A 25,815-nucleotide genomic window follows, 5' to 3' on the forward strand; every position below is an offset into this window, starting at 1 on the left:
GCCTTCCGAAATGCCGGAAACCCCCTCCGGCCCTGAAACGAACATCCAGCTGCACCGTGTCACCTGGATGTTCGACAAGGGGCTCACGATCGAACTGGAGTGCCTGCACGCCGCGGATGCCGCCGTTCCCTGCGACAAGCCGCTCTTCGAATCCCTGAAGGCGGACGAGTTCATGGAAACCCACCTGGGCGGAAAAGTTCCCCTGCGCTCCGGAACCGTCAAGTCCTGGTGGGCCGGGGAGCCAGGCGCTGCGCAGCTCTGGTGGGACTATGCAGATGCTCCGGCGCCGGCAGCCGCACTGCCGCCGGTCCCCGATGCCCCGTCGTCGGCACCGGTGCGCCTCACCGGTCTCTTCGGCGACATAGCCGCAGACCGCCGGCCGCGGCACCTGCACGAAGTCCGCTTCTACCTTGACGACGGCTGGTTCGCTCCGGAGATGATCTGCCGCCACCCCCAGGATCCGGACGAAGCGTTCTGCGATAAGGACACCCTCGTCGGAGACGGAATGCTCCAGTATTTACACCAGGGCCGCGGCGAACTGCGGGACGGAACGATCGAATCATGGTGGGAGACCATCCCCGACGAGTCAGAGCTGATCTGGAAGTACGCAGACAAACCGGAACCCACAGGAACCTAGCTACCGCCCATCAGGAAAGGCCACTCATGGCAAGCTTCAACGACATCATCCCCGAACTCTCACGCCTCGGACTTACCTACGCCGAAGCAGAAACCGGCGACGCGTCATCCCCCCTGGGGGACCGCATCGGCAAAGGGACACACCCCGACCTGGCTGCCTGCGTCACCGCTGACGGCATTGAAATCATGCCGGTACGTGATGTGGCCGTCGTGACATTTGCCGGGAAAAGCGCCGCAGCAGCTGCGGAGGAGATACTGGCAGCCGTGGACAGGCTCCGGCGATGAAAAGCAAACGCAAGCGGTATGTAATCCGGTACGCATCAGAACGGTTCACACACCGTGCTGTCCGGCGTCTGGCGCGCAGGCTCCTGCACCGCGGCGTAGAACCTGAACCGCGCTACAGCACCGGCAAATTCTGGAACGACTAGTCCGGCAACCGGCCGGTCCGAAAGCTCCCCGGCCGGCCGGTCTGCCGTCAGCGCCCCGGACGCATAGAAGGTAGAGAGGGAAGTTCCCTCCGGCTGCCCCCAGCTGCGACCTCCAGGGAGCCCCCATGGCCCGGAACGACCAGACAGAAGCGACGAAAGTCCACATCAGCACCCGCCTCCTGGACGGCGGCATCCCCGACAGCGAGGCGGACAACGCCCTGGAAGTCCTCGGAGCGCTGGATCCCGACGATACAGGGGCTGATTACCCGCACCCGGAACTGCAGCCGGAAGAGGACTATGAGCTGCCGCCCATGAGCCGGTCCTGGATCAACACCCACCGCTGACCGCCAACGACCGGCCAGCCCCACACCACTTCGAAAGCAGCAGTATGAACACAATCCATGACGTCATCATCATCGGCTCCGGACCGGCCGGATACACGGCAGCGATCTACGCCGCACGTGCGAACCTCAGGCCCCTGGTACTGGCAGGTTTGCTTGAAGCCGGCGGCGAACTCATGAAGACGACTGAGGTCGAAAACTTCCCCGGCTTCCCCGCAGGGATCATGGGACCGGACCTCATGGAGAAGATGGAGGCCCAGGCAGAGCGCTTTGGTGCACAGATCCTCTTTGAGGATGTCGAGTCGGTGGACCTGTCCGGTGACATCAAGAAGGTCATCGCCGAGGACGGGGCAGCCTATGAAGCCCGGACCGTCATCCTGGCTACCGGGTCCGCTTACCGCACTCTGGGCGTGCCGGGAGAGACTGAACTCTCCGGCCGCGGTGTCAGCTACTGCGCCACCTGCGACGGGTCATTCTTCAGCGGCAAGGACGTCGTTGTCGTCGGAGGCGGAGACTCGGCAATGGAAGAGGCGCTCTTCCTGACCAAGTTCGCCTCCTCGGTCACCGTCCTTGTGCGGGGAGGAGCCCTGAAGGCGTCGAAGGTCATGGCCGCCCGCGCAAAGAGCCACCCCGCCATCACCTTCATCTACGACGCAGAGGTCCTGGAAGTCCACGGTGCGCGGACCGTCACCGACCTGTCGATCATGGTCTCCGGCGAGAGAAAGACTCTTGATGCCCAGGGGCTCTTCGTGGCGATCGGCAACAACCCGCGTACGGCCCTGGTTGCAGACCAGCTCGGCATCGACCCGCGGACCGGAACGATCGCCGTGCAGGGGCGCAGCTCCCTGACATCGCTGCCGGGTGTATTCGCTGCCGGCGACGTCGTGGATCCCATCTACCGCCAGGCGATCACAGCAGCAGCCTCAGGCTGCGTTGCGGCCCAGGACGTGGAGCATTACCTGGCGTCTACCGCCGAGCGGTCAGCAGAAGCGGCCGCGTGACCTGAATTCAGAGAAGGGGCTGTTCATCCGGGCGGCCCCTTCTCTGTTGGCGGAAGTCCCATACCGCGGTCAGCGGATTCTCTACGCATGCTCCCGGGTATGAAACTGATCGAGGAATACGCCCGCATGGAAATGAAGTTCGCACGGCATTTCTACAACGGCGACATGCCGGACAGGATCCGCCAGCATGCCGGCCGCGGCCGGTATCTCCTGGCAGCGCCGCACTCCTCGAACAGGATGATCGACGGGCGTCCGCGGGGTGCAGACCGCTACACCGGAGCGATGGCCCAGATGCTGGCAACAAAGGCCGGGCAGAGCTGGCTGGCAGCAGACGGTGTCATCTCTGAATGGACAGCGTGGGAGAACAGGCACGACCGGTTCCGCAAGGCCCTGGACGCCGGCCTGGACCTGCACCAGTTCGTCATCGACCTGCGCGCGGCGCCGCAGGACGCGAAAGCGGACATCTTCATCGGGTTTAGCCCCAGGCCCTCGGAAGCAGCCATGGGGCTGGCCGAAGCCATTGGAGATGCCTTCCCCGACTTCCGTGTGGTTGCGGGCGGACGGTTCAACCCGCCCTCGCCGCAGACCATCCGTTCCTACATCCAGAGCCGCGGCGGTGACGGCATCCAGTTGAATGTGGCACCCACGCTGAGGGACCCCGAAGAGCATCCGGATGCAGCTGAACTGCTTATCACCCGGCTGACGGAGCTGCTGAAAACGCGGCCCTGAATCTGTCGAAACTCATGCCGCCCCTGCGATTCCCAGGGCTTGTTGATTTATTCTCAAAATGCCTTGATACGTGAATACGGCCAGTGAATAGATTCCATTTGCCGGCCGTATCCGGTCAATCCGGTGTGCCGGCTAGTGGGCAGCATTGTAGGCGTCAATAACGTCCTTGGAGACACGCCCAAACGGATTGACATCAATGTTCTTCTTCTGGGCCCATGCCCTGACTTCTGAGGCGGTTGGGCCAGTCTGGACAGGCTTCGGCTTCGGAGGCCGGCCGACCCTGGAGTGCTTTTTACGTGCTGCGCTGACGTATTGAGCCAGCGAATCCCGGAGTTCCTGTGCATGTCCGGAGGTCAGGTCGATCTCGTATTTGACGTCATCAAGGGAGAAATGAACTGTTTCATCCGCTGAGGATCCGTCGATGTCATCAATCAGGGTAACAATCGTCTTCTGAGCCATGAGTTCAACGCTATCAGTTTGCTGAGGATTTATAGGAATCGGCAATTCATACATTATCAATCGACCCACAATGCAGCTGCCTGCCGTGTAGAGCGCCGGGGGCACTGCCGTACACATGGAACCCATGACAGACCAGCAGAAGACCACCTCCGCAGCCAGCCCGGCTCCCGACGGCTGGCCCGCCTCTCTCCCCGAACCCCGGCTGAAGCTCAGAATCAGCGATGACTGCGCCGTCACGACCGATCTGTCGGTTGAAGGCGCCGGGACTATCAGCATCTTCACGGACAACCCCTCGACTGGACGCTGCGACTACGAGCAGTTCGTCGGTGAGTTCGAGGAGGTCGACGAGGACACCATGGAACAGGTTGTTACCTGGGGCTCGGCACGCCACCTCGGAATGGAGGCAGAGATCCATGCCGCCATGAAGGCTGCAGCAGACCTGATCAGCGCCCGAGCCGCGAAGGCTGCCTCCGGTGAACACCCCGGTCCGGACCCTGAAGAGCTCACCGCCATCCTGACGAAGGCGGAGCGCGCCCTCATCGCAATGCAGAAGGAGGGGCTCGCGTGAACACCATGAACGACCCAGTCATTAATGCTCTGACCGTGCTGCTCGAACAGAACAGCGCGGCCCTGCTGGAAGCCCAGAAAATGGTCCGTGCCATCACCCGGGCCCTCCTCGCCCGCAAGGTGCTGGCACTGGAGCCTGCGGCCGTCCGCCTGGACATGGTGCCCGAGGAGTTTGAAGAAGGCGTCCGTGCCCACAGTGCAGCCGTCTTCGACAGCTCAGGGAAACTGCTGCGCTCCTTCGAAGGTGACAGCGAGAACCCCCTGGACGAGTCCATCACCGGACTCCTGGAAGCGGTGGCGCCCGAGGCCGGATCAGACGCGTGGTTCCGTTACGTGTCGTTCCTGGAACGCTGCAGCCTCGACCTGGTGGAGGCACTCCGGCCCGAGAGCGAGACAGATCCGTGGCTCCGCTTCGTCTGCTTCGAACTCCCTGAACTCGGACACAGCGACGGACTCCGCGCAGCATAGGAGCTCGGCCAGCCGGAGAGAAACACCCGCGCTGCCGTACACATAGGTCCCGAGAGGCCTGCGCAGCCAACCGGCGCGCCGGCAAGCCCCGAAAGCAAGGAACTGTTCCCGCATGACCCAGACCCTGACAGCCGACGAACAGCCCGCCCGGATTGGTGCACCGTCCGGCGGGAAGAAGCGCGGATTCTTCGGTGCAGTCATCCTCTACATCCGGCAGGTCATCGCAGAGCTCCGCAAGGTGGTCAAGCCCACCCGCGGTGAGCTCTTCAAGATGACCGGCATCGTGCTCGCCTTCGTGGTGATCATGATCCTGATCATCACCGGCCTTGACCTGGTGTTCGGCAGCCTGACCTCGCTGATCTTCAGCAGCGGCACCGGCGAGCAGTAGCCGAGCCACGCAACCCAGCCCAAGACGCCCTGCTTTCGAGCAGGGCGTCTTTTCGTGCACCCAGCCGCACACAGAACATGCATGACACCCATTACCCAGAAGCGGCAGCCTGAAGGCATCCCCGCCGGAGGCCAGTTCGCCGGCACCTCCCACTCCGAATCACCGGTCGCACTCGGCCGGCCAACGGTCAACCCCGCGTATGTCCGGGAGAGGCTCCGCGTTTACGGCCTCAACGGCCGGCTAAGCGTCGAGCAGACCGATGAACTCATCGACGTCCTCAACGCTGACCTGGACTTCACCGACCGAAGCATCGAAAAGGCCGCCGACAGGATCCTGCACCGCGACCGCGGCTACGGGGCAGAGGACGCCAGGACAGTCACCACCCTGGAAAAGGAGCTGCGTGACGCTGGCAGGACCGAGGAAGCCAATGCCCTGGCCCGGGTGGCTGCCGCCCGCCCGATGGACTACCTCAACGAAGGCGACGGCACCTTCGCCACGGATGAGGAACTGGCAGAACTGGCCTCCCGCTTGCTTCCCGACGGAGTCGACACTCCGGTGAGCAGCGCTGACCCGCGGCTGCAGGCCGGGGAGGTATTCGACAAGGTTATGGACGAGGCGGGGACCGTCTTCCACCGGCGCCGGGACGGAGTCTTTGCCGGCACCCCGTACGCCATGCGCATCCAGGCTAACCGCCCGCTCACCGAGGATGACCGGCACAGGTTCGCCAGCTTGGTTGGCTACACCTACGCCTCAACCATCAGGGGTGAATCCATTGGCCACCCTCACCCGGATACCCCGTACTCGTTCATCGTGGATGCTGACATGACCAAGTCCCGGCGCGATGACCTCGGCCAGGGCCTGGAAGAATTCGAATCCGAGCTGCCGGACATCCTGCAGGAAGGATCCCGCGTAAGGACCACCAACAGGACCGGGCCCGTCGGGACGCAGGCCGTCGAAGGATTCCATGACCCGGACCTGAAATTCGAGATCTACTACGACGACGTTTTCGATCCCGGGTCCCATCTAGCCCGGTGACGTCGGAACCGGCCGCCGCACACATATAAAGTGCCCGGGCACTCACGCCCTGGCCCGGCGGCCGGATGCCGACTTGATCCACTGGAGAAACCTTGAGCAAAACAGGCGGAAACCCCGTCTTCCGCACCGCCGACTTCGGGACTGCCGCAGGCAGTGCACCCGGCCGCACCATGACCTATGACGACGTCTTCAGGAAGACCCTGGCCTGCCTGGCCATCCTGGCCGTCGGCGCGGTCTTCGGCTGGCTGAACCCGGGCCTCTACCTTGTCGGGACACTGGTCGGCTTCGCCCTTGGCCTGGTCAACATCTTCAAGAAGAAGGTGTCCCCGCCCCTCGTCCTGGCCTATTCCGGCTTCCAGGGGCTTGCGCTCGGCGCCATCTCGGGAACGCTTGATGCACGGTACCCCGGCGTCGCCGTTCAGGCTGTCATCGGCACCCTTGCAGTGTTCATGGTGGCCCTGTTCCTGTTCCGTTCCGGCACAGTGCGCGCCACCCCGAAATCAGTTCGCTTCCTGATCTACGCCATGATCGGGCTCATCGTCTACAGTCTGATCAACCTCATCCTGATGGCCACAGGGGTCCTGCAGAACCAGTGGGGCCTGGACGGCATCGAAGTCCTGGGCATACCCCTGGGCGCGGTCATCGGCGCCGTAGCGATCGCAATGGCCGGCTTCGCCCTCATCGTCGACTTCACAGAGGTGGAGCACGCCATCAGCAGCGGCGCAGACGAGAAGCACTCCTGGACGTCCGCGTTCGGTCTGATGGTCACCCTCGTCTGGCTGTACATGGAGATCCTCCGCCTCCTGTCGATCCTCCGCAGCGACGACTAGCACCTGACCGTTACCAAGGCAGCCTGTCCGGTTTTCCGGGCAGGCTGCTCTTCTTTGCCCGGCGGTGAGAAACCCGGTACCGGCCGCACACATAGGGGACATAAGAACCCAGCCAAACCAGTAGGGAGAACACCATGCACACCGAAGACACGACGCAGAACATCACCGCCGAAGCGGCCGTCATCTATGTCGCCCTCGATGATGCGACTGTCCTCTCGCTGGCAACGGGACTGCATGACCAGAAGTGCCGTACGGCCCGCAGCTGCCTTCGCCGGCAGGCTCACGCCATGGACACCTTCGGTGAGCTGGCCCGCAACACCCTCACCATCCTGGCCAGCACCCCCTGGTCCGAGAAGCATTAGGACACCCCCATGACCATCCTTTCCCTCATCGAAGGCGCCGGCCTGAACAGCGAAGCGGAGACGGAGGACGCTGAATTCTCCGGAGTCACCTTCTGCTCCTGCGGGCGTGCGCTGCGGCCTGAAGGAGCAGATGCCTCCCAGTACCCCGGCACCGCACCGAACTGGGGCAACTGCCTGTGCCGGATCTGTGACTACGAGGCCGCAGGGAAGGACCCGGAAGACCGGTTCATCAGCCAGGGCCGCATCGCCTACCTCAACGGGCTGCGCAACGACATCGAATCCGGACGCCGCAGCCGCGGAGTTCCTGCAGCCGGGCGGATCCCGGCAGGACGGATGCCCATCGCATCCCTCATCTCAGCTATCGAAACGAAGGGAGTCCGCTCATGAGCCAGAATCTCGAAAACGGCGCGAAATGCAGCAACTGCTCCCGCCCCATGCGTGCCCGCGGTGTCCTGAAGAAGGATGCCCCCGGCACCGTCGCCTGGGGACACTCCGGCCAGTGCAAGTCCTGCATCCAGCCCAACACCACCGCAGCCCGTCGGCCCCACCTGCTTGAAAGGAAGACAGTTCACCCCATGCACGATGCCAAGGACCAGGAGTACGGAATCGACGGCGAAGACCTCACCGGATTCTACGAGGAGGATCCGGAAGCACGCCGGCGCCGTGTGCCGGAGGCTGTCCGCCTGAAGAACACCGTCAGCGGCCTTGAGGCGTTCATGGCACGCCGTCACCAGCGGGTACCTGCCGAAGCCGTCAGCCCTATCGTCTGGGGGCGGGAAGAGTCCGCCGAAACAGCAGCTGCAGCCTGAGCAGCTGGCAACAACCCCAGCAAAAGCCCCCGGATATTAGCTGTCCGGGGGCTTGTTGGGTATTCCGTAGCGTCACAATCCGCTTCTTTCCTGCGTGCCTTGCCGCCCTTCCGACGGCAGACCTAGTGTTTTACCCACAGCACGCCGCAGTCTTCAAAGCTCGGCAAGCCATACATCGAAAACCACAGCACGCTGAGTACCCCCGGGAAAAGCAAGCCGTACGGGTGGTCCCGGACCCGGGAAACCGGACCCGGGACCACCCACCCCCGTGTCACCGCTTGTTGGGGGGCAAGCGGTTGCGCGACGACCCTAAGCAGGGTCCCAATCGTTGAGGTGGCTAAGGCAAAAGCCCCGGAGTGAACGGACTCCGGGGCTTTTTGCGTGTCCTCGTCAGTGCGCGCCGATCAGGGCCTCTGCCTCGGCGACGCTTGCCGGACTGGTGCCGGTCAGGGTGTTCTCCACGACGCCGAGAAGGATCGCGTGGTCCGTCCCGCCTGTGACGAGATGCCGGTGCAGGACATGGAGGCCGCGGCCGCGGCGAAAGGCCAGTTCCTCCAGCTCAAGGACACGGGCTCGAAGCTCCTCCACCGTGGCTTCCTCGGGCACGGACTTCGCCGGCTGGGGGAGTGGGGGTATTTGCGGCATGGGGCTTCCTTCGGATGAGCGGTCAGGTACTCCCATGTGTACGGATCAGCAGTCCCTTCTCACCGCACACGCACGGTGCAGGTGCGCACAGGTCGACGTTCTGCCGCACACATAGTGGTCGGAAGCGGAACCCCGCACACCCTGCACACTGCGAAGGACGAGAACGATGACTGATTCCAAGACACCGCTGAACCTGGATGAACTGCTCCTCATCGAGGACAAGGAGCCCTACACCTACGAGGACGGAGAGCCCAACGCCGGGATTCCGCAGGCCATCTTCGGCCAGGACCACTTCCAGGGACCGCAGCTGGCAATGTTCTACCGCAACCACCGCGGCACGGATCTGTTCCACACCTACAGTGTTGGGGGCTGGGAAGAAGGCAGCTACCACCGCATCGCAGAAGGCGGCCCCCGCGTCAACGGCCCTGTCGCCTGGATGAACATCAACGACGTCGCACTGACCGCGCACAAGCAGACCCCGCGCGAAGAGATCCGGGTCGAGGACGGAGACCACGTCATCATCCGGGGCACTGAATACATCATCAACCGGGACCGCCGCGGCTATGTCAGCCTCGTTCGGGCATGACCGAAACCTTCAGCTTTCTTGCGGACCGGATCACCTCCGGCTTCGCGCGCTCGGCAGTGCCGGACGTAACGGTGCTGGAGGTGATCCTGGTCCTGCTCGGGGCAGCCGCACTGGCCGTGCCAAAGCGCACCTGGAAGTACTTCGGGATGTTCACCACCGTGATCCACGAACTGGGACACGCAGCAGCAGCCCTCATGACCTTCCAGGTCGTCACCGGAATCAAGCTCCACCTCAACCACGGCGGCACGACCACCACCTACGGCCCGGGCGGACTCCGTGCGGTCTGGTCAGCGTTCTGGGGCTACCCCGCGCCGGCCGTCGTGGGTGCGGCCCTGACCTGGGCAGCCCTCAACGGGTGGTCCCAGGCAGCCCTGTCGGTGAGCTGTGTGCTGCTCATGCTGACGCTCCTGCTCATTCGCAACGCTGAAGGGCTGCTCATACTCGGCGGCGTACTTGCAGCGTCGGTGCTCCTGCTCCTGTTCGCCGGCCCTGTCTTCCTCGGCCACACCACCCTGGTCCTGGGCACAGCAATGCTGGTCGGAGCCGTGCGGGACCTGGGCAAGGTCATCAACGTGCACTTCAGGCGCCGGGAAGAGCTGGAAAGCTCCGATGCCTACATCCTGTTCCGGCGGACCATGATCCCCTCACCCGTCTGGCTCCTGGCCTTCGCCGCGGTCACAGCCCTTAGCTGGGTCTTCACAGCAAACACCTTCATCCGCGCACTGGGGTGAGCCTGGACTTGAAGGCCCGGCCCGGCGGAGAGCTCTACATCCGCGGGGCCGGGGTGACCTACCTGTGTACGGCGCGGCTCCATTCCGCGCAGCGCCCGGCATCTGGGCGCAGGACGGCACAGCCGCACACAGAACGGGCGTGAATACACCACCCAGACGGCAGCCAGCAGGGATACCGGCCGGCGGCCAGTACGCGGCCGCGGCCCACACCGAACCCGGGCTCAGCCTGCACCGCACCTTCATCCACGGGCTCATGGACCTGACTCCTGAAACCTGGGAAGTTCTGGACGCGTGCCGCGCAGCCGGCGGACGCCCGCTCATTGTCGGAGGATCGGTCCGCGATGCACTCCTCTCTGCTGAAACAGGCGAAGAGATCGTCTTCAAGGACGTCGACATCGAAGTCCACGGCATCAGTGCGGACGCCCTCCGTGAGGCTGTTCCGGGAGATGTGCACGAAGTAGGCGCCTCGTTCGGCGTGCTGACGACCCGGATCAACGGACAGATGTTCGATGTCTCGCTGCCGCGCAGGGACTCCAAAACCGGGGAGGGGCACCGCGGCTTCAGCATCGAAATCGACCCCGGGATCACCCTGGATGAAGCCTTCGCCCGCCGGGACTACACCATGAACTCCATGGGCTGGGATCCGTACAGCGGTGAGCTCATTGACCCGTTTGGCGGGCGCCGGGACCTGGAGGAGAGGGTCCTGCGCCACACGCGGGCAGAGACCTTCCCTGACGACCCGCTGAGGCCGCTGCGCGCTGCCCAGTTCAGTGCCCGGTTCGACCTGGACATCGCCCCGGAGACTCTCGAGTTGTGCCGCTCCATGAAAGACACCATTACCCAGCTGCCCAGGGAACGGCTCTGGAAGGAATTCAACAAGCTGGTCACGCTTGGACGCAGGCCCTCCAAAGGACTGGAAGCGCTCTACCAGACGGGCATCGCCGACAGCTTCCCCGCCCTGGCGGACGTCCGCGGCTGGCCGCAGGATCCGCTCTGGCATCCGGAAGGGCCGGTTGATGTGCATCTGGGGCTCACAGCAGACGCTGCAGCGGCAGCGGCGGAACGGGATGGGCTGGATGCCGAGGACCGTCGGACAGCGGTCCTTGCTGCCCTGCTGCACGACGTCGGCAAGCCCGGGAACCACCAGGAACACCCGGACTGCGGCATCACCAGCCACGGCCATGCAGAAGGCGGCGTGGCCCCGGCTGAAGAGTTCCTCAAGTCGGTGGGTGCCCCGGCCGAAACGCGCGCCAAGGTTCTGCCGCTGATCCGTGAGCACATGCGCCACACGTCCTTCCACGGAGCTCCTACACCGTCTGCTGTACGGCGTCTCATGCGGGACCTGGCAGGGGAGAAGGGGGACGGACCGGGGATCCAGGACTGGGCCCGTGTCGTTGATGCTGACCTTGCCGGCCGTGGCCCGGGAGCCAAGGCACCAGTCTCAGGCCCCTGGCTCAAGGTAGCCGAGGGCCTGAACGTTGCTCCGGCTATCCTGCGGGGCGAGGACCTTGCCGCAGCCGGCATCCCGCGGGGGCAGGAATGGGGATGGATCATCAGGGCTTCGCTGGCAGCACAGGACGACGGAGTCTTCACCGACTCCAGCGGTGCCGTCGCCTGGGCCCGGGAGAACAAGGACGCGGTCATTGCCGCCGAGCGGCCGAGGTGGGAGGCTGCCAGGCGCCGGAAGACCGCCATTCAGGATGCCCGAAGGGACTCTGTCAGGGCTGATGCCAGGAGCGTGAAGGCGGCGAAGAGCGGCAACACGGAGGAAGCCGAGCGCTGGAGCAGCGAAGCACGGAGGCTGAAGGGCGTCCTGGACGAGCTGACGGCTGAGGACGCCGAAGCCCAGCGGGAGGCGCGCTAGGGAGCCGGGAAACCTGTTTCGGGGCAGCAAAGCCAGCGATTTGCATCGTTTGAGGGCTCTCTGCCGACGATCCGGCGACCGGTTTACCCCCTCCTGCCGACATACCCAGTGCTGTCCTACCCCTGTTTTGGCCCGGAATTCCGGGGATTTCGCGCTCAGCGCCGACAAGACCAACGCTGACGACAGGGGGAGAACGCCTATAGAGGATGTCCATATAAGTAAATGGAGAGAGGGAGAAACACATGGGGCCCTTATATATATAACTCTCTTAACTTGTTGGTTTAGTTGGTTATATATGGAGGCCCCCCCTTTCTCCCCTTTATTCCCGGGGATTTCCACTGCCGACATGACCCCCGGTTTTCGTCGGCAGGATGTCGGCGGCTGTTGGCCGGGGTGTCGGCAGCCTATGCAGAGAGCCTGCCGCCCCAGCCCATGGCGGAAGTGCTGTGCCCGCTCGCTTCGCGGGCCGCGTCGGTCAGCGTGAACAGGTCGTGTACGAGGCGCATCGAATCGACACGGCTGAACCCGGTCTCCTCCGAGATTGCCTTCCACGTCATGCCCCTCAAGCGCAGGCCGCGCACTACACCTGCGGCGTCATGAATCTCCGCCGGTGTGGACGGGAGCGGCCGGAAGCCGGGATCTTCATCCTGCTGGGTCTGGGAGTCGATGTTCATATTCCCTATGTGTGCGGCAGCTGTCCGGCCACGCCCCACGCCGGCCTCGCGCGGCCACGGGAAGCCAGCAGATAAGCTGTGAGGCTGGACGGCCCGCAGGCACTGGGCAGCGGGCGGTCCGCGACACCACCGCACCGTCTGAAATGAGTCTCGATGAAAACGACAGTCCGCTTTCTCCTAACTTCCGTACTGGGGGCTGCTGCACTGCTCGCCCCGGCCGGCGCTGCGGCTGCAGCCCCCGGCCAGATCGAGGTGCCGCCGGTCAGCGCCAGCGACCTCACCTCCTACGCTTCCTTCAAGGAGGCTCCGGTCTACACGGCCACGGCCCCCGGCACCGAGCTGCGCACCGAGGACACCTACACCATCAGCGAGGTCGTCTACGAGAACGGCGATGACATCATGTTCCGGATCACCGAGCCGTTCACTGCAGACGACGGAAGCGAATGGCGGGCAGTGGACCGGTTCTGGATGAATGGAGGCGGCGGCATGGACTTCGAGCCGATGTTCGTTCCGGCAGAATCCATCAAGGAGGTGCTCACCGCCGACGCATACGAACAGACCCTTGCGACTGAAGCCCCGGCACCTGAGGCATCCCCGTCCCAAGGCACGACCGCAGGCAATGGCCCGCAGGCTCCGGCAGCCACGGAAGCTCCGGAAGCCCAGGACGCAGAGGAGGAAAGCCAGGGGGCGGCCCCGATGATCCTCTGGATTGCCGGTGTTGCCCTGATCCTGGCTGGCGGCGCAGCGTTCCTCGCCAAGCGTCGAAAGGCTGCAGCCCAGCCCGGCCCCGACGCAGAGCAGTAACCGGCCTCAGCTGCAAACCCCGGGGAAGATCTTCCTCTTTTTGAAATAGCCCTGCCCTAGCCGGCGGGGCTATTTCGTTTAAGGACGCGCGCGGCCAAGGCGCCGTCGGAAGTTCGGGTGCATAGAAACAAATGGCCCGAATCCCGGCCGGCACCTACCTGAAGGACCCCCTGCGTGAGCGACCTGACCACGGCCAAGACCTCTGACCTGTCCAAGGCAAGGGGGCGCCGCAGGGCTCCGGCGGCCACCGGACACCGTCCGGAAGTGCAGGGGCTGCGTGCCCTGGCCGTTCTGATGGTTGTCGCCTACCACGTCTGGTTCGACCGGGTATCAGGCGGGGTGGACATCTTCCTGCTGATCTCCGCGTTCCTCATGACGCTCTCCTTCCTCCGAAAGGGCGAGGCCGGGACCGGGCTGAAGCTGGGATCGTACTGGACCCGCACATTCAGCCGGCTTCTTCCGGCAGCAGTGGTGGCACTGCTGGGGACGCTGGCCGCCACCTGGATCTTCCTTCCGAAGCAGCGCTGGGACGCAGTCCTGGAGCAGGTCTGGTCCAGCCTGGGGTACTTCCAGAACTGGTTCCTGGCCGCTGAAGCTGTGGACTACTACGCCAGCGACCACTCCGGGGCCAGCCCGCTTCAGCATTTCTGGTCCCTTTCGGTCCAGGGGCAGGTGTTCATTCTCTGGCCGCTGCTCTTTGCTGTGGCCGCACTGGCCGGCCGGATCTTCCGGCTCCGCTACCGCACCGCCGTGACCGTCGCGTTCGGGCTGGTCTTCGCCGGGTCCCTCGCCTACTCAGTTCACGCAACGGCAACGACCCAGTCCTTCGCCTACTTCGACACCCGGGCACGGCTGTGGGAATTCGCGCTCGGCACCCTCCTTGCCGTGGTCCTGCCCTACGTCCGCCTCCCGAAGCCTGCAGCGGTGGCCGCCGGCTGGACAGGGGTCGCTGCGATGCTCAGCGCGGGATTCCTCATCGACGTCGAAGGCAGCTTCCCCGGCTACATCGCCCTGTGGCCGCTGCTGGCTGCGGCACTCATTATCATCGCCGGCAACACAGGGAGCCGCATCGGTGTCGACAGGTTCCTTTCCTGGAAGCCCGTCGTCGGTCTCGGCGGCATCTCCTACGCCCTCTATCTCTGGCACTGGCCGGTCCTGGTCATCTACATGGCCTGGAGGGGGCGCGAAGCAGTGGGCCTTCCCGGCGGCAGCGCCGTCATTGGCCTCTCGCTCATCCTGGCCTGGCTCACCACCCGTCTGGTTGAACGGCCGGTGCTCAGCCTCGGGTTTATGAAGAAGAAGCCCGGGCAGGCCGTGGCCATCCTGGTCCTTGCCGCCCTCGTCGCAGCGCCGGCTGCAGGATGGCAGTACGCGAACCGCATCGAGGCTGAGGCAGCGGCCGCCGCGCACGCCCGTGAACTTGCTGAAGCCAAGGCCCGCGGCGGCATATTCACGCAGGAACAGAAAGACAATCCCGGCGCCCTCGCCCTGCTGCCGGAGGCTCCTCCGGCTGGTGACCCTGCAGCGCCGGTGACCCCCTCCCTGGATGAGCTTGGAGACCAGTGGGTCCAGGTGGGGCCCAAATGCGAAGAGGACTTGAAGCCTGTCGGCAACGAGACGGCTGCGGAGAACTGCCAGCATCTGGAAGGCGGGGACGGTGCCAAGCGGATCCTTGCGATCGGCAACTCGCACACCCAGCAGTGGAGCGGCCCCCTGACCCTATTGGCCGAAAAGTACGGATACGACGTCGTCTTCCTTTTCAAGGGCGCCTGCCAGTTCGGCACCGGCAGCGAAGGAAGGGCCCAGGACTGCGTCGACTTCAACACCGCGGCCCTGAACTATGCGCTCGAGCAGAAGCCCGATGTGGTCTTCACTGTTGCCACCGCGGCCCAGCCGGAAGCCCCGGAAGAGCACGCAGTCCACGGTCTTGCGGATGCAGCATCACAGCTGCAGGAGGCCGGGATCCAGGTCGTCGGCATCAGGGACACCCCGCGCTTCGCCTTCGACATGATCACCTGCATCAAGGAAGAGGGCGTGGACGGTGCTGGGTGCAACACGCTCCTGGCCGACAAGCTGGCTGCGGTTTCACCGGTCGAGGAGCTGGGCGCCCAGGTTCCCGGCATGGCCTTCATGGACCTGACCGATACGGTCTGCCCGGACAGTACCTGCCCGCCCGTCATTGGCAACGTGTACGTCTACATGGACACCAACCACCTGACCGCTGCCTTCACCCGGTCCACACTGCCGTTCTTCGACGACAGGTTCCACGAAGCCACAGGCTGGAAGCGGCCCTAGGAACGGCGAAGACCCCGCACCGGACGATGCCGGAACGGGGCCTTCCTGAGGTTCAAGGGTGCTACCAGCTGACGACCGTCCCACCGAGCTTCTCGCGCAGATCTTCGGCGTCTGGGGCGTTGATAACCCAGTTTTCTCCGACCAGCCAGGAGTTCAGCTCAATGTCGATGTCAGCGAACATTTCCTTGTTGTTCTGGATGAGCTGGTCAATGGAGCTGCTCGACAGGAATGTGGAAAGAACGACGCTGCCGGAGCAGTCTGCCGACTCGGCAGCGAGCGTGACCCCATTGTTCTGGCTGAATTCCGGGCAGGATCCTCCGGCTTCGACGAAGGCGTCCTTCAGTTCCTCCACGGTCGCGTACGTGCCGCCGTTGGCAGGAGGCGCCGTTTCGGACGGTTCAGGTGCCTGTCCGGATGTCGTGTCTGCGGACGAGCCGCAGCCTGTCAGTACCAGCGAGCTTGCGGCGAAAACCGCTGCTGCCATCCCCCACTTTTTCATTCTTCATATCCTCGTACTTGTTTTGTGCCGCCGCGAGTGACAGCGACCCGCCCATCCTACTGGGCAGTAGAGACAAAGCTGCGCCTGCCGGGTCCCGAAGCTGGTAAGGCACCCTGCCGCATACATAGGGGTCATGACGACTCCGCAGATGCTGCGCACCCGAATCCTATCCGGCATCACCCTGCCGCTGCTGGCCTTCGCCCTCACCGCCTGCCAGGTTCCGGCACCGCTGGAGGCGACCCCTGCACCCGCAGCCCCCGAACCGGCAGCTCCAGCTCCCGTCGAGGCTGCACCGGTTCCCGGAGCGCCGGCACCAGCACCTGCCCCGGAGGCTCCCAGCCGCGACACGGCAGCAGCAGCAGCAGCAGCAGGTAGCGCCCTCGCCCAGCTGGAAACGATCGCCATCAAGGGCCGTGCCCCAAAGACCGGGTACTCCCGTGACATGTTCGGGTCCGCATGGCCGGATATGGACGGAGACGGCTGCGATGAGCGAAACGAGATCCTTCAGCGTGACCTGACCGGCATCACTTTCCGCGACGGCCGCTGCGTAGTGGCCACCGGCACTCTTGCGGATCCCTACACCGGGACGACCATCAGCTTCATCCGCGGAACCAAGACCAGCTCCGCAGTCCAGATCGACCACGTCGTCGCACTTTCCGATGCCTGGCAGAAAGGCGCGCAGCAGCTCAGTGCAGCAGACCGTCTGGCCCTGGCAAACGACCCACTGAACCTGCTGGCAGCCGACGGCCCGGCCAACGGCTCCAAGTCGGACAGCGACGCAGCAACCTGGCTTCCGCCCAACAAGGGATTCCGGTGCGAGTACGTGGCACGGCAGACCTCGGTCAAGGCCAAGTACGGTCTCTGGATGACCCAGGCTGAGCACGATGCGATCGCCCGTGTTCTCGCCGGGTGCCCGAACGAGCCGGCCGCCCATGCCGGACCCGCGCGCAGCACCGCGGCAGCCGCCGAAGTACTCCCTGCGCCCATTCAGGCTCCGGCACCGGAAAGCGGGGCCGTCGCCTATGCGAACTGCGCTGCCGTGCGGGCCGCCGGTGCTGCACCCATCCGCGTCGGGGACCCCGGCTACGCCAAAAAGCTGGACCGTGACGGTGACGGTATCGGCTGCGAATAGCTGAAGGCGGGTAAAGACCGGGCAGATGCCGCACACATGGCAACCATGCCCCGACTCACGCCTGACGAACGCGCCGCCGCCTACATTGCCTGGATCAACAGGACAGGCATGGTGCCCTCCGCAGTAACTCCGGACGAAGAGGAGCGGCGCCTGCACGGCATCTACCTGTATCTGCGCCGCAAGGACCGGAACCCTGCGGAGGCAGCAGCGTTTGCCTCCATGCAGGCGGCACGCACCGAAACGTACAACAGGCGCCGGGCAGAGGGGGCGCGCCGCAGAGGCTTCAAGCCAAAGGGCCTGATGTCTGCCCGGAGGATCCGCGCGTTCTACGACAGGCACGGCCGCCTGCCCCTTAACCGCAACGTCAACGAACGCGATCTCTACGGCGTCCTGCGCAACCTGCGGCACCAGCGCAAGGTCGGAGAGCTGTCCCATGAAGCGCTCACTGTCCTGGAATCCATTCCCGGGGCGACCACTGTGGTGCGTCTGCCGCCGCTTCCGGAGCTGGAGAAGCTCGAAGCCTGGTGCGCTGAGCACCGCCGGCTGCCGCGCATGGACATCCCCCGGGGAACCACGGAGGCAGACAAGCTCGAAGTCCACCTCGGCTGCTGGTCGTACCGGCATGTGAACCGCCGGCACAACCCCAGGGAGACGGCCGAAACCCGGATGATCCGCGGCCGCATCCTGGCTTTGCGTGAGAAGTACCCGCCCCAGTCCGCAGTGAAGGCCAGTGCTGAAGCACGCGAAGTCCTGGAATTCATCGAGTCTTCGGGGCGTCTGCCGAACTGGCGCCGTGACTCTCTGATGTACCTGAAGGCGTCATGGATCAAGGGCACCTTCAGCGGCAAGCCGGGGCACTACGGGTCCGACATCGCTGCCTGTGTCTCCGCACTCGAGGGGCTTCCCAAGGCGGCCGAAAGCCGGTGGGACGGGTGGTTCGAAGACCTCCGGAAGTTCATCGGCAAGGAAGGGCGGCTCCCCGAGTTCGAATACACGGGAGGACTGGAGAAGAAGCTGGCGCAGTGGCTCGAAACAGCCGATGAAATCCAGGATGCCGGCCGCGTCCAGCGCCTGAATGAAGTGCTGGGCCAGTTTGGGGTCCCGCGCGCGGCCTGACCCGGCAGCCGCACACAGATGCGGTATGAGCACCCAAGTACCAAGCCGCATACCTGCAGGAATCAGCAGCGGCGGTCAGTTCGCAGCTTCGAGCCATTCCGAGGCGGCAGTATCCCTCTCCTACCAGGGATCCCACCGGGCGCCGGCCGATGACGGGTACAGCTCGGCCATCTCGGAGCTGACCAGAGTCTTCCCGGAGGACGTGTACGAGCACCCGGAGTGGTACGGCAGCGGTGAAACGGACGCGGAAACCCTTGCCCAGCTGACCGCTGCGAGGGAAACGCCAAATGCCACGGTGCGCGTGTACCGTGCACTGCCTGCAGGCCTGGACAGGATCAACCGGTCCGACTGGGTGACACTGTCGGAGCAGTACGCACGGCAGCACGCCATCCAGGACGATAACGAAGGCAATGACTGGCCCGTCATCAGCGCCGAAGTGCCGGCCTCCTGTGTCTTCTCGGACGGAAACGACCTCATGGAATTCGGATATGACGGTCCAGACCTGACCTGCGCCTGAACGGGGGCAGCTGCTGTGTAAGCTCTGATCGTAACGACGGCTGTGTGCCGTTTTGATTCACGAGGGGGCAACCATGGACACCAGCGCCGACGACCAGCCGCAGCAGCCGGCACAACCACCGCCACCGCCGCAGCCTCAGCAGGATCCTGACGTCGTCTACCTGCAGCCTGGCCAGCGCGCCGTGTACGTTCAGCCGGGCATGCAGCCCAGCCCTGCGCCTCAGCACCCCCAGTACCAGCAGCCGCAGCAGCCCTACCCCTACCAGCAGCCCTATCCGTACCAGCCACAGCCCGGCTACGGCCAGCAGCAGCAGCAGCAGCAGCAGCCTTATGCCCAGGTGCCGCCAGGTGCGCCGTGGCAGTACCAGCAGCCCTACAGCGTCCGGCCGCCAAAAGGCCCAGCTTCGAGCCTGCGCATCGCAGCCGGGGCCACGGGCATCGCCGGAAGTGCCTGGAACCTGTTCCTGCTAATCGTCATCATCGACCGCCTCTACGACATTGTCGGGTCACTTTTCGCGTTGATGCTGTTCCTGACCTTTATCGGCTCAGTGGCCATGACGGTTCTGTCCATCACGGTTATCGTCAAGCACCGGGAAACATCCAAACCTCTGCCGATGATGCTGCTCGGAGCTGCGGGGATCAACGTGCTCGCTGCTTTTGTCATCATGTTCATTCACTGGATGCCGGGCATCCTCATCTCCCTCATGCTGGCCATCACGGTCGGGGCGCTGAGCGTCCTGTCTTTCACTCCGAACCGCCCGGCACCCCAGCAGCCTGCGCCGCAGTAGGCCACCCGATCACGCAGCCCCAACAGGCCGTCTGCACTGCGCAGGCGGTCTGTTTCTGTGTCCGGATGACATTGCGGTTGTTCGTTGTAGGGCACGGCGCGCCAACTTATCAATTATCTGCGCATGGAAGAGGGTAAGCCGCCGCCTCACCTCCCAAGGACCCCATGCCATCGTCTATCAGCACCCGGTATCCCGCAGCGCTTCGCTCAAGCTCAGGCGCGTTCGACCTGCCTTCGATCATTACCGGCGTCGTCGTCGTAGGAATTCTTGCGGCGGGCGTCCTGACGGCCATCTTTGGGGTCATACCCTTCGCCCAGGACCATGCCGCAAAACAGGACCTCATGGCCATCAACACCGCCCAGGGCGTCACCTACGCCAAGGACGGGCAGAAGTTCAAGGATCTCGAAGGGCTGGAGGGCGCCGGACTCCTTTCAGGGGTGGAGCCGGAGAAGACGGAGGTCACCACAACTAACGAAGGCAAAGGCTTCCTCGCCGTCGTTACCTCGGGCACAGGCCAGAAATGGTTCATTACCCACGAGAACACTGTTCCCGAGAAACTGAACGAAGGGGGAGATCCTGCACCTCCCTCTGACGCACCGCGGATCAAGTGGGCAGTGGGAGCGTGCCAGCAGCCGGGCGTCGAGGAGTATTACGACTGGCAGCTGGATGCCATGGCGGACCCCCGCTTCGAAGAATTCATGAAGGCCCTGAACAGTGAGGGCTATGGCGACTTCGACATGGACTTGGCATCGGCATGGAATCAGCAGTGGCAGTCAGGCCCGGCCCCGGGCATGGAGCTCATTGAGGAATCCGGCGACTGGGCTGTCACGGACGGGCTGCAGGAAGTCATTCAGCCGATCCTTAACACCAAGAACGATTTCATGGCAGGACGACGAAGCCTGGACGGCTATCAGCAGTGGCACGCGGACGTTGCTGCAGCGCCCATTGCCATGAAGTCATTCTGCGAGACGTACAGGTAGGCATCCGCGGTGTGCGGCAGGCCCGGCCGGTGACAAACCCCGGGGCTGCCGCACACATGGGACCCGCGGGCAACAGGGCCCCCTCATCCCAGGCCGGACATGACCTCCCAACACAGACTTGAACCATCCCCGCGCCAGCACGTGACCTCGGTCCCTGTGCGGCCCAGAGGGCGCAACCGCTGCGAAGCGCCACCCCTTCCACCCCTTCCATCACTGCCGCTGCGCATCAGCATGCCTGACAGGGGCACTGCCCAGGCTCACCTGCCCACACGGCGGGAGCTGCGCGAGGCCCGGGCAGCCGGGAAGCCCATCGCCTTGGAACAGGCCCCTGAGGCGCACCCGAACGTCCCGAATCCACCAAAGCCAAAGCAGCGGGTCTCCATGGCCGCGGAGTTCGGCCCATTCCCTGTGCCTGTGGCCGATCTGAAGGACTTCCGGACCAACTGGCTGCTGAGTGTCCTGCTCGGGCCGTTTGGCGCCGACCGCTTCCACCGCAGGAAGTACGCCACCGGAGCCCTGAAAGCGCTCACACTCGGCGGTGCCGGCATCTGGTGGGCCGCTGACCAGTTCAGCATCGCCTTCGGCCGTGCCCTGGACCGTGACGGCCATGCCATGGCGGGAAAGCGCACGCACCGTGCCGCCGCCGCAGCCCTGTCACTCCTCGTCGTGTCATCCGCCGGTGCGGGTGCAGCTCTGGCCGCGGCTCCCCTTGCCCGGGAGGCAGCCGAAGACATCACCTCCACCATCGCACCGCCACCCCAGCAGCAGGTGTGGGAGGACCTGGCCGAATTCTCGGGCGAGGCCGGGGAGACCATGACCGGAGAATTCACCGTCACCGGCGACGGCGTAACGTTCAACTACACGCTCGGCGGTCCGGGGTTCGCCTATCTGGTCCCGGAAGGCACAGCCCTGGTGCCGGAGGAGACCAAACCGCTCTTCGCCTGCTTCGAGGCGTGCACAGGCAAGATCACTGCAGTCCTCCCGGCCGGCGGGTACGCGCTGGTGATCCAGTCGCCGGGCGGAACGTGGGAAGTCACCGTCCAGGAGAGAGTGCTTCGGGACGTCAGGCCGTAGAGGTGCCGGCAGGATGACCGTCAACGCCGTTGCCCAAGAATTTTGTTGGGCGTAGAGTTGAGTCATGACATCTTCAGCAACGCTGCCGAAACCCAAGACTTCAAGGGTCCGCAAGAGTTCAGCGCCCGCGCTCAAGGACAGCGCCAAGCTTGGCAATGCCCAGCTGCGCACGAAGCTGCTGATTGACGCCCTCGGCAGCGGTGCGGAGCTCGCACGCATTCTGGGGGTCAGCTCCAGCCAACCGTCCCGGTGGATGAACGGGATTGAGACTCCCGGCCCGGAAACCGGTAGGGCCCTGGTTGATCTCGACCATGTGATGGCCCGTGCCCTGATGCTGTGGAAGCCTAAAGCCGCCATCGAATGGCTGCAGGGATCCAACTCCTACCTCGACGGAGCCCGCCCCATTGACGTGCTCAGGACCCGCGGTTCCTCGGAAGTCGTAGATGCACTCGACGCCGCCCAGTCCGGTGCGTTCGGCTAGGCATGCTCGCGTACAGGATCTTTCCCTACCTTTCCTCTGCAAGGGCCGGACAGCCGGGGCATCCCCTCTACCTTCATAAGCCGCAGGGCAGGGGCCGCCTGGACAACCCGGGAGCCTACGATCTCTGGTATCTGGCCCTCAACCCCTCCGGGGCCGTTGCCGAGGTATTCGGAGATCACAGGACCTGGACGGCAGACATGTTTGATGCACCGTTCGTTCCGGGATCCAGGCGTGCCCTGGCAACCTTCGAAGTTCCGGACGGACTCGGCCTGCTGGATTTGGACAGTGCCCAAAACCTTCTCGATCTGGGAATCAGGCCCACCGAGGTGGTGGGGCGCAACCGTCCGGCCAGCCAGGCCTGGGCCCTGAGAGTCTTCAACCAGAGAGATACCGCCGGCCAAAGGAAATGGGCCGGGGTCAAGTGGTGGTCGTTTCACCGGCCGCACTGGGCGGTCCTTGGCATCTGGGAGACCCCCGGTAATCCGGCTCCTCTCACGCTGAAATCCGTTGAGCCCCTGGACCTGGGCAACATCCACGTCCAGGACGCCGCGACATCGCTGGGCAAAGTCATAGCGTAGGAAGCGCGGCACATCCGGCCGGCCGGAGGGCGGCGAGAGATCCAATCCTCCTGCCGCACACATGGTGGTCATGAAGAAGTTTGAAGACCTCGATATGACCGCCATCGTCGATGCTGCCGTCACTGCCATCCACGACGCCCAGGGCTCGCCGGGAGGCCCGCTGGACCCGGTCCAGAAGAACCTCCACGCCACCGCCCTCATGCCCGTCATCTGGCACACCACCAAGGCCGTTATGGACCAGCTGGCCAAGGACGAGGAGAACGAAGCCGTCCCGGAGTTCATCATCCCTGACACATTGGAGGGACTGGAAGGCTTCGGCGGGCTCTCCCATGCGTGAGGTCCGCAGTTCCGCCGTCGTCACGGCCGCAGCCGGAGAAATACTGGAACTGACTGCTTTCAGTGAAGACACGGAGGCAGGAGAGCCCTCAGCAGCAAACCGGCGCCAGCTGGGGATGAAGGTCACCTTCCCCGACGGCGTCACCCGGACACTGTCTATCGACGCAGCGGGCGCTGAGCTGATAGCGCGCATCGCAGTCGAGGCGGCTGTGCTTATCGAAACACAGGCTGACGTTGCCCGCCGGTACCTTCGCCACCCGGAATCGCTCTCGCCGCATGCTGTCCTGGAGCTCAGGCGCATGGCAGGAGAAGCGAATGAGTAGCGCGCATCTTGCCCAGGTTATCCGGGCCTGGGCCGCGGCCGGCGCAGCAGCAGCCCTCGCAGCGGCAGTGGTCCTGGATGATTCGCTGATCATGCCGTCCCAGGCCGCCGGATTCTTCTTCGCATACGTCCTGGCCACGCAGTGGCGGGAGAGGCAGCTTTCCGAAACGGACTGACACAGCAGAAAGCCCGGACCCGCAGAAGACGATCTTCGGGGTCCGGGCTTTTTTGTGCCCCGGACTACATCGGCGGGAGCTGCCGGCCGTTCATGAGCTGGGGGAATCCCTTGGTGTTCTTGATTTCGACCATTGCCGAGACGGGCACCGGGATCTCAACCCCGTCGTAGGCCAGGACAACATGGAAACTCGTTCCGTCGATGTCCCGCAGCCTCAGGGAGGCCTTCGTTCCGCTGTCCGTTTTGAGGCTCACTTCCTCACCGGATCCGAGTGCCGCTGCCAGTTCATCATTGCGCCAGCCGTTACTGCCGGCCGATACATCCATGAACGGTCCTCCCTTGCCCATTTCAAGGCTGGCCCGGGCTTCGATCTCAGCGAAGGCCGCGTAGGCGCGCCTGTCCTGCAGCTCTGACACAGCCGCCAGGTTGGAGAGCACTGCCTGGGTGCCGATGGCTGCCACGCACAGTGACCCCACGAGGATAAGAGGAGTCCGGATGGGGACAGCCTCGAGTTTCTTCTGGTCACCGCCGGTCTTGAGCATCGCCAGGAAGATCACGACAAGGGTGAACAGAAGCATGACAGTGCTGATGGCCAGCATCGTACTGAGGGTCATTCTGCGCCGGCCTCCGTGTCAGAAGCCTGAAGCTGGCTGGCGAAGACGGCCACCGGACTTGCCAGGGGTGTGTCTTCGATCGCTGTGATGAGCAGCTGCCCGTCGACGCCTCCCGGGACGGCAGCAACACGCCTGCCGGGGATGATGCCCTCTTCGCGGTCCAGATAGTCAGCTTCGATCACAACGTAAGGGCGGCCGTCGGCCATGTCAGGGCTCCTTCAATCGGGGAATGTCGGTGTCTATGTGTGCGGCGCCGGCTGCAGAAGTGCCCAGGGCCTTGTCGCCGCCGCCTGTACCTGCCGCACACATGGATACCGGAAGGTTCCGCGTTCACCTGCAGCCTGCCGCAGCCCGCAACCCGGAGCTGAAACCTACGAAGGAAAGAAATCCATGGTCAAACAGTCTATTTTCGGCCGCGTCGCACAGCTGGCCAAAGCCAACATCAACTCCCTGCTGGACCAGGCCGAAGACCCCGGCAGGATGCTGGACCAGATGGTGCGCGACTACACCGCAAGCATCAACGAGGCCGAGTCAGCTGTAGCCCAGTCCATCGGCAACCTGCGCATGCTGCAGGATGACCGGACCGAGGATCTGGAGAGCGCCACGAACTGGGGCAACAAGGCTCTCGCCGCCTCCAGGAAGGCTGACCAGTTCCGCGATGCCGGGAATGCTGCCGATGCTGCCAAATTCGACAACCTCGCCAAGGTCGCCATCGAACGGCAGATCGCCGCCGAAAAGGAAGCCCGCTCCGTGGAGCCGACCATCGCTTCCCAGGAAGAGGTCGTCGAGCGCCTCAAGGCAGGGCTCGGGCAGATGAAGGGCAAGCTCGGCGAGCTCACGCGCAAGCGCAACGAACTCGTCGCCCGGTCCCGCAACGCCGAAGCCCAGATCAAGATGCATGACGCCATCAAGAGCGTCGGCATGCTGGACGCCACCTCGGAGGTATCCCGCTTCGAGGAGAAGATCCGGCGCGAGGAGGCGCGCGTCCGCGGTGCCGGAGAGCTTGCCGCCTCCAGCCTGGACGCCCAGTTCGAGGCGCTGGAAGACCTTGGCGAGCAGACCGAGGTTGAAGCACGCCTGGCCATGCTGAAGGCAGGCAGCTCCGCCGCCATCGGAAGCTAGCCGCAGTCAAGCTGAAGGGGTCCGCACCTGAACAACGGTGCGGACCCCTTCATATCCCGGTGAGATTCCGCCCGCGCGCCGCACACATGGCCGGCACGCCAACCTCTAGGAGCCATCCGCGTGACCCAACCCCTGCCGCTGAGTGCCGAGAACACTGTCCCGGGACTTGACTTTGTTGCCATCGACTTCGAAACAGCCAACGCCAAGCGCGCGTCGGTCTGCCAGATCGGCATCGCCAAAATCCGCAACGGTGTGGTGACACATCAGGCCACCGAGTACGTCATGCCGCCGCCGGGGTTCCAGAACTTCGGCCCCTGGAACATCAAAATCCACGGCATCACCCGCCGTATGGTGGACGGCGCTCCCGGCTGGGAGGAGATTCTTCCCCGGCTGATCAGGTTCACCGGCACCCTGCCCCTCGTCGGGCACA

Annotated in this window: 37 protein-coding genes; 31 read left to right on the forward strand and 6 right to left on the reverse strand. The window is 64.4% G+C overall.

The genetic code is table 11. The features are described 5' to 3' along the window. Positions 1-10 precede the first annotated feature (10 nt). The 5 genes from ACSLGO_RS06245 to ACSLGO_RS06265 all read left to right on the forward strand — a co-directional run bounded on the left by ACSLGO_RS06245 (position 11) and on the right by ACSLGO_RS06265 (position 3,135). Complete coding sequence (locus tag ACSLGO_RS06245; protein WP_436400618.1) at positions 11-637, forward strand: hypothetical protein; 627 nt, start codon at positions 11-13, stop codon at positions 635-637. A 26-nt stretch (positions 638-663) separates the two neighbouring features. Further along, a complete protein-coding gene (locus tag ACSLGO_RS06250; protein WP_436400619.1) occupies positions 664-921 on the forward strand; it encodes a hypothetical protein in 258 nt (85 codons plus the stop codon). A gap of 268 nt (positions 922-1,189) precedes the next feature. Then, positions 1,190-1,408, forward strand: coding sequence for a hypothetical protein (locus ACSLGO_RS06255; protein ID WP_436400621.1), 219 nt, complete (start codon positions 1,190-1,192; stop codon positions 1,406-1,408). A gap of 44 nt (positions 1,409-1,452) precedes the next feature. Further along, positions 1,453-2,406: a thioredoxin-disulfide reductase gene (gene trxB / locus ACSLGO_RS06260; RefSeq protein ID WP_436400622.1), complete on the forward strand. Its 954-nt coding sequence runs from the start codon at positions 1,453-1,455 to the stop codon at positions 2,404-2,406. Between the two features lie 99 nt (positions 2,407-2,505). Then, a complete protein-coding gene (locus tag ACSLGO_RS06265) occupies positions 2,506-3,135 on the forward strand; it encodes a hypothetical protein (protein ID WP_436400623.1) in 630 nt (209 codons plus the stop codon). Between the two features lie 132 nt (positions 3,136-3,267). Here ACSLGO_RS06265 and ACSLGO_RS06270 read toward each other — a convergent pair whose 3' ends face one another. After that, entirely contained in the window at positions 3,268-3,594 is a 327-nt protein-coding gene (locus ACSLGO_RS06270; protein WP_436400625.1) for a histone-like nucleoid-structuring protein Lsr2, read from the reverse strand. 124 nt (positions 3,595-3,718) lie between these two features. Between ACSLGO_RS06270 and ACSLGO_RS06275 the strand changes: the two genes are divergently transcribed. From ACSLGO_RS06275 to ACSLGO_RS06310, 8 genes are all read left to right on the forward strand, one after another. After that, on the forward strand, positions 3,719-4,162 hold the full coding sequence (locus ACSLGO_RS06275; protein WP_436400626.1) for a hypothetical protein: 444 nt from the start codon (positions 3,719-3,721) through the stop codon (positions 4,160-4,162). Continuing rightward, complete coding sequence (locus tag ACSLGO_RS06280) at positions 4,159-4,629, forward strand: hypothetical protein (RefSeq protein ID WP_436400627.1); 471 nt, start codon at positions 4,159-4,161, stop codon at positions 4,627-4,629. Before ACSLGO_RS06275 ends, ACSLGO_RS06280 begins: the two co-directional genes overlap by 4 nt. 112 nt (positions 4,630-4,741) lie before the next feature. Beyond that, positions 4,742-5,017, forward strand: a complete 276-nt coding sequence (gene secE / locus ACSLGO_RS06285) for a preprotein translocase subunit SecE (RefSeq protein ID WP_436400629.1) — start codon at positions 4,742-4,744, stop codon at positions 5,015-5,017. An 81-nt stretch (positions 5,018-5,098) separates the two neighbouring features. Then, positions 5,099-6,052, forward strand: a complete 954-nt coding sequence (locus ACSLGO_RS06290; protein ID WP_436400630.1) for a hypothetical protein — start codon at positions 5,099-5,101, stop codon at positions 6,050-6,052. A gap of 92 nt (positions 6,053-6,144) precedes the next feature. Next, positions 6,145-6,882: a Bax inhibitor-1/YccA family protein gene (locus ACSLGO_RS06295; protein WP_436400631.1), complete on the forward strand. Its 738-nt coding sequence runs from the start codon at positions 6,145-6,147 to the stop codon at positions 6,880-6,882. 134 nt (positions 6,883-7,016) lie between these two features. Continuing rightward, a complete protein-coding gene (locus ACSLGO_RS06300; RefSeq protein WP_436400633.1) occupies positions 7,017-7,244 on the forward strand; it encodes a hypothetical protein in 228 nt (75 codons plus the stop codon). 9 nt (positions 7,245-7,253) lie between these two features. Then, positions 7,254-7,631 (forward strand): hypothetical protein, encoded by a 378-nt coding sequence (locus ACSLGO_RS06305; RefSeq protein ID WP_436400634.1) that lies wholly within the window; start codon positions 7,254-7,256, stop codon positions 7,629-7,631. Beyond that, positions 7,628-8,053 carry a hypothetical protein gene (locus ACSLGO_RS06310; protein ID WP_436400635.1) on the forward strand — a complete coding sequence of 142 codons (426 nt, stop codon included), beginning with the start codon at positions 7,628-7,630 and terminating at the stop codon, positions 8,051-8,053. Before ACSLGO_RS06305 ends, ACSLGO_RS06310 begins: the two co-directional genes overlap by 4 nt. A 390-nt stretch (positions 8,054-8,443) precedes the next feature. Here the strand turns inward: ACSLGO_RS06310 and ACSLGO_RS06315 are convergent, their stop codons facing one another. Next, positions 8,444-8,698 carry a hypothetical protein gene (locus ACSLGO_RS06315; RefSeq protein WP_436400636.1) on the reverse strand — a complete coding sequence of 85 codons (255 nt, stop codon included), beginning with the start codon at positions 8,696-8,698 and terminating at the stop codon, positions 8,444-8,446. A gap of 166 nt (positions 8,699-8,864) precedes the next feature. Between ACSLGO_RS06315 and ACSLGO_RS06320 the strand changes: the two genes are divergently transcribed. The 3 genes from ACSLGO_RS06320 (at position 8,865) to ACSLGO_RS06330 (ending at position 11,879) form a co-directional block, all read left to right on the forward strand. Beyond that, the gene (locus tag ACSLGO_RS06320; RefSeq protein ID WP_436400637.1) at positions 8,865-9,284 is read left to right on the forward strand and encodes a hypothetical protein; all 420 of its coding nucleotides are present in this window, start codon (positions 8,865-8,867) and stop codon (positions 9,282-9,284) included. Beyond that, complete coding sequence (locus tag ACSLGO_RS06325) at positions 9,281-10,015, forward strand: M50 family metallopeptidase (protein ID WP_436400638.1); 735 nt, start codon at positions 9,281-9,283, stop codon at positions 10,013-10,015. Before ACSLGO_RS06320 ends, ACSLGO_RS06325 begins: the two co-directional genes overlap by 4 nt. 139 nt (positions 10,016-10,154) lie before the next feature. Then, complete coding sequence (locus tag ACSLGO_RS06330; protein WP_436400639.1) at positions 10,155-11,879, forward strand: CCA tRNA nucleotidyltransferase; 1,725 nt, start codon at positions 10,155-10,157, stop codon at positions 11,877-11,879. A 404-nt stretch (positions 11,880-12,283) separates the two neighbouring features. On the opposite strand, the gene ACSLGO_RS06335 is transcribed toward ACSLGO_RS06330, so the two are convergent. Continuing rightward, complete coding sequence (locus ACSLGO_RS06335) at positions 12,284-12,553, reverse strand: hypothetical protein (RefSeq protein ID WP_436400640.1); 270 nt, start codon at positions 12,551-12,553, stop codon at positions 12,284-12,286. Between the two features lie 153 nt (positions 12,554-12,706). Between ACSLGO_RS06335 and ACSLGO_RS06340 the strand changes: the two genes are divergently transcribed. Together ACSLGO_RS06340 and ACSLGO_RS06345 are read left to right on the forward strand one after the other, a co-directional pair. After that, on the forward strand, positions 12,707-13,357 hold the full coding sequence (locus tag ACSLGO_RS06340; RefSeq protein ID WP_436400641.1) for a hypothetical protein: 651 nt from the start codon (positions 12,707-12,709) through the stop codon (positions 13,355-13,357). 174 nt (positions 13,358-13,531) lie between these two features. Beyond that, positions 13,532-15,652, forward strand: a complete 2,121-nt coding sequence (locus tag ACSLGO_RS06345; protein WP_436400643.1) for an acyltransferase family protein — start codon at positions 13,532-13,534, stop codon at positions 15,650-15,652. A gap of 61 nt (positions 15,653-15,713) precedes the next feature. Here the strand turns inward: ACSLGO_RS06345 and ACSLGO_RS06350 are convergent, their stop codons facing one another. Then, a complete protein-coding gene (locus tag ACSLGO_RS06350; protein WP_436400644.1) occupies positions 15,714-16,151 on the reverse strand; it encodes a hypothetical protein in 438 nt (145 codons plus the stop codon). Positions 16,152-16,284: 133 nt separating this feature from the next. Here ACSLGO_RS06350 and ACSLGO_RS06355 point away from each other — a divergent pair, with 133 nt between their 5' ends. From ACSLGO_RS06355 to ACSLGO_RS06405, 11 genes are all read left to right on the forward strand, one after another. Further along, on the forward strand, positions 16,285-17,283 hold the full coding sequence (locus ACSLGO_RS06355) for a GmrSD restriction endonuclease domain-containing protein (RefSeq protein ID WP_436400645.1): 999 nt from the start codon (positions 16,285-16,287) through the stop codon (positions 17,281-17,283). Positions 17,284-17,328: 45 nt separating this feature from the next. After that, positions 17,329-18,399, forward strand: coding sequence for a hypothetical protein (locus ACSLGO_RS06360; RefSeq protein ID WP_436400646.1), 1,071 nt, complete (start codon positions 17,329-17,331; stop codon positions 18,397-18,399). Positions 18,400-18,424: 25 nt separating this feature from the next. Continuing rightward, positions 18,425-18,916 carry a hypothetical protein gene (locus tag ACSLGO_RS06365; RefSeq protein ID WP_436400648.1) on the forward strand — a complete coding sequence of 164 codons (492 nt, stop codon included), beginning with the start codon at positions 18,425-18,427 and terminating at the stop codon, positions 18,914-18,916. A gap of 73 nt (positions 18,917-18,989) precedes the next feature. Further along, positions 18,990-19,703 carry a hypothetical protein gene (locus tag ACSLGO_RS06370; protein ID WP_436400649.1) on the forward strand — a complete coding sequence of 238 codons (714 nt, stop codon included), beginning with the start codon at positions 18,990-18,992 and terminating at the stop codon, positions 19,701-19,703. A 164-nt stretch (positions 19,704-19,867) separates the two neighbouring features. Further along, positions 19,868-20,683 carry a hypothetical protein gene (locus ACSLGO_RS06375; RefSeq protein ID WP_436400650.1) on the forward strand — a complete coding sequence of 272 codons (816 nt, stop codon included), beginning with the start codon at positions 19,868-19,870 and terminating at the stop codon, positions 20,681-20,683. Positions 20,684-21,097: 414 nt separating this feature from the next. After that, complete coding sequence (locus ACSLGO_RS06380; protein WP_436400651.1) at positions 21,098-21,757, forward strand: TM2 domain-containing protein; 660 nt, start codon at positions 21,098-21,100, stop codon at positions 21,755-21,757. A 64-nt stretch (positions 21,758-21,821) separates the two neighbouring features. After that, positions 21,822-22,238, forward strand: a complete 417-nt coding sequence (locus ACSLGO_RS06385; protein ID WP_436400652.1) for an antitoxin Xre/MbcA/ParS toxin-binding domain-containing protein — start codon at positions 21,822-21,824, stop codon at positions 22,236-22,238. Positions 22,239-22,240: 2 nt separating this feature from the next. Beyond that, positions 22,241-22,816, forward strand: coding sequence for an RES family NAD+ phosphorylase (locus ACSLGO_RS06390; protein WP_436400653.1), 576 nt, complete (start codon positions 22,241-22,243; stop codon positions 22,814-22,816). A 70-nt stretch (positions 22,817-22,886) separates the two neighbouring features. Further along, entirely contained in the window at positions 22,887-23,153 is a 267-nt protein-coding gene (locus ACSLGO_RS06395; RefSeq protein WP_436400654.1) for a hypothetical protein, read from the forward strand. Continuing rightward, a complete protein-coding gene (locus tag ACSLGO_RS06400; protein WP_436400655.1) occupies positions 23,146-23,475 on the forward strand; it encodes a hypothetical protein in 330 nt (109 codons plus the stop codon). The genes ACSLGO_RS06395 and ACSLGO_RS06400 overlap by 8 nt, the downstream gene beginning before the upstream one ends. Beyond that, entirely contained in the window at positions 23,468-23,650 is a 183-nt protein-coding gene (locus ACSLGO_RS06405; protein ID WP_436400656.1) for a hypothetical protein, read from the forward strand. Before ACSLGO_RS06400 ends, ACSLGO_RS06405 begins: the two co-directional genes overlap by 8 nt. Before the next feature lie 64 nt (positions 23,651-23,714). Here ACSLGO_RS06405 and ACSLGO_RS06410 read toward each other — a convergent pair whose 3' ends face one another. Next, complete coding sequence (locus tag ACSLGO_RS06410) at positions 23,715-24,263, reverse strand: hypothetical protein (RefSeq protein ID WP_436400657.1); 549 nt, start codon at positions 24,261-24,263, stop codon at positions 23,715-23,717. After that, on the reverse strand, positions 24,260-24,469 hold the full coding sequence (locus ACSLGO_RS06415) for a hypothetical protein (protein WP_436400658.1): 210 nt from the start codon (positions 24,467-24,469) through the stop codon (positions 24,260-24,262). The genes ACSLGO_RS06410 and ACSLGO_RS06415 overlap by 4 nt, the downstream gene beginning before the upstream one ends. Positions 24,470-24,653: 184 nt before the next feature. On the opposite strand from ACSLGO_RS06415, the gene ACSLGO_RS06420 reads away from it, so the two are divergent. Then, complete coding sequence (locus ACSLGO_RS06420) at positions 24,654-25,385, forward strand: PspA/IM30 family protein (RefSeq protein ID WP_436400659.1); 732 nt, start codon at positions 24,654-24,656, stop codon at positions 25,383-25,385. Positions 25,386-25,505: 120 nt separating this feature from the next. After that, positions 25,506-25,815 (forward strand): exonuclease domain-containing protein (locus ACSLGO_RS06425; RefSeq protein WP_436400660.1); only part of this gene is annotated, 310 nt, incomplete at its 3' end.

The sequence above is a fragment of the Arthrobacter sp. IK3 genome (assembly GCF_051337705.1).
In the GTDB taxonomy this organism is placed as follows: Bacteria; Actinomycetota; Actinomycetes; order Actinomycetales; family Micrococcaceae; genus Arthrobacter_B; species Arthrobacter_B koreensis.

Coding starts and splice junctions, on each gene's coding strand:
- ACSLGO_RS06245 (WP_436400618.1), top strand. CDS start 11: ATGCCGGAAACCCCCTCCGGCCCTGAAACGAACATCCAGCTGCACCGT.
- ACSLGO_RS06250 (WP_436400619.1), top strand. CDS start 664: ATGGCAAGCTTCAACGACATCATCCCCGAACTCTCACGCCTCGGACTT.
- ACSLGO_RS06255 (WP_436400621.1), top strand. CDS start 1,190: ATGGCCCGGAACGACCAGACAGAAGCGACGAAAGTCCACATCAGCACC.
- trxB (WP_436400622.1), top strand. CDS start 1,453: ATGAACACAATCCATGACGTCATCATCATCGGCTCCGGACCGGCCGGA.
- ACSLGO_RS06265 (WP_436400623.1), top strand. CDS start 2,506: ATGAAACTGATCGAGGAATACGCCCGCATGGAAATGAAGTTCGCACGG.
- ACSLGO_RS06270 (WP_436400625.1), bottom strand. CDS start 3,594: ATGGCTCAGAAGACGATTGTTACCCTGATTGATGACATCGACGGATCC.
- ACSLGO_RS06275 (WP_436400626.1), top strand. CDS start 3,719: ATGACAGACCAGCAGAAGACCACCTCCGCAGCCAGCCCGGCTCCCGAC.
- secE (WP_436400629.1), top strand. CDS start 4,742: ATGACCCAGACCCTGACAGCCGACGAACAGCCCGCCCGGATTGGTGCA.
- ACSLGO_RS06290 (WP_436400630.1), top strand. CDS start 5,099: ATGACACCCATTACCCAGAAGCGGCAGCCTGAAGGCATCCCCGCCGGA.
- ACSLGO_RS06300 (WP_436400633.1), top strand. CDS start 7,017: ATGCACACCGAAGACACGACGCAGAACATCACCGCCGAAGCGGCCGTC.
- ACSLGO_RS06305 (WP_436400634.1), top strand. CDS start 7,254: ATGACCATCCTTTCCCTCATCGAAGGCGCCGGCCTGAACAGCGAAGCG.
- ACSLGO_RS06310 (WP_436400635.1), top strand. CDS start 7,628: ATGAGCCAGAATCTCGAAAACGGCGCGAAATGCAGCAACTGCTCCCGC.
- ACSLGO_RS06315 (WP_436400636.1), bottom strand. CDS start 8,698: ATGCCGCAAATACCCCCACTCCCCCAGCCGGCGAAGTCCGTGCCCGAG.
- ACSLGO_RS06320 (WP_436400637.1), top strand. CDS start 8,865: ATGACTGATTCCAAGACACCGCTGAACCTGGATGAACTGCTCCTCATC.
- ACSLGO_RS06325 (WP_436400638.1), top strand. CDS start 9,281: ATGACCGAAACCTTCAGCTTTCTTGCGGACCGGATCACCTCCGGCTTC.
- ACSLGO_RS06335 (WP_436400640.1), bottom strand. CDS start 12,553: ATGAACATCGACTCCCAGACCCAGCAGGATGAAGATCCCGGCTTCCGG.
- ACSLGO_RS06340 (WP_436400641.1), top strand. CDS start 12,707: ATGAAAACGACAGTCCGCTTTCTCCTAACTTCCGTACTGGGGGCTGCT.
- ACSLGO_RS06350 (WP_436400644.1), bottom strand. CDS start 16,151: ATGAAAAAGTGGGGGATGGCAGCAGCGGTTTTCGCCGCAAGCTCGCTG.
- ACSLGO_RS06355 (WP_436400645.1), top strand. CDS start 16,285: ATGACGACTCCGCAGATGCTGCGCACCCGAATCCTATCCGGCATCACC.
- ACSLGO_RS06360 (WP_436400646.1), top strand. CDS start 17,329: ATGCCCCGACTCACGCCTGACGAACGCGCCGCCGCCTACATTGCCTGG.
- ACSLGO_RS06365 (WP_436400648.1), top strand. CDS start 18,425: ATGAGCACCCAAGTACCAAGCCGCATACCTGCAGGAATCAGCAGCGGC.
- ACSLGO_RS06370 (WP_436400649.1), top strand. CDS start 18,990: ATGGACACCAGCGCCGACGACCAGCCGCAGCAGCCGGCACAACCACCG.
- ACSLGO_RS06375 (WP_436400650.1), top strand. CDS start 19,868: ATGCCATCGTCTATCAGCACCCGGTATCCCGCAGCGCTTCGCTCAAGC.
- ACSLGO_RS06385 (WP_436400652.1), top strand. CDS start 21,822: ATGACATCTTCAGCAACGCTGCCGAAACCCAAGACTTCAAGGGTCCGC.
- ACSLGO_RS06390 (WP_436400653.1), top strand. CDS start 22,241: ATGCTCGCGTACAGGATCTTTCCCTACCTTTCCTCTGCAAGGGCCGGA.
- ACSLGO_RS06395 (WP_436400654.1), top strand. CDS start 22,887: ATGAAGAAGTTTGAAGACCTCGATATGACCGCCATCGTCGATGCTGCC.
- ACSLGO_RS06400 (WP_436400655.1), top strand. CDS start 23,146: ATGCGTGAGGTCCGCAGTTCCGCCGTCGTCACGGCCGCAGCCGGAGAA.
- ACSLGO_RS06405 (WP_436400656.1), top strand. CDS start 23,468: ATGAGTAGCGCGCATCTTGCCCAGGTTATCCGGGCCTGGGCCGCGGCC.
- ACSLGO_RS06410 (WP_436400657.1), bottom strand. CDS start 24,263: ATGACCCTCAGTACGATGCTGGCCATCAGCACTGTCATGCTTCTGTTC.
- ACSLGO_RS06415 (WP_436400658.1), bottom strand. CDS start 24,469: ATGGCCGACGGCCGCCCTTACGTTGTGATCGAAGCTGACTATCTGGAC.
- ACSLGO_RS06420 (WP_436400659.1), top strand. CDS start 24,654: ATGGTCAAACAGTCTATTTTCGGCCGCGTCGCACAGCTGGCCAAAGCC.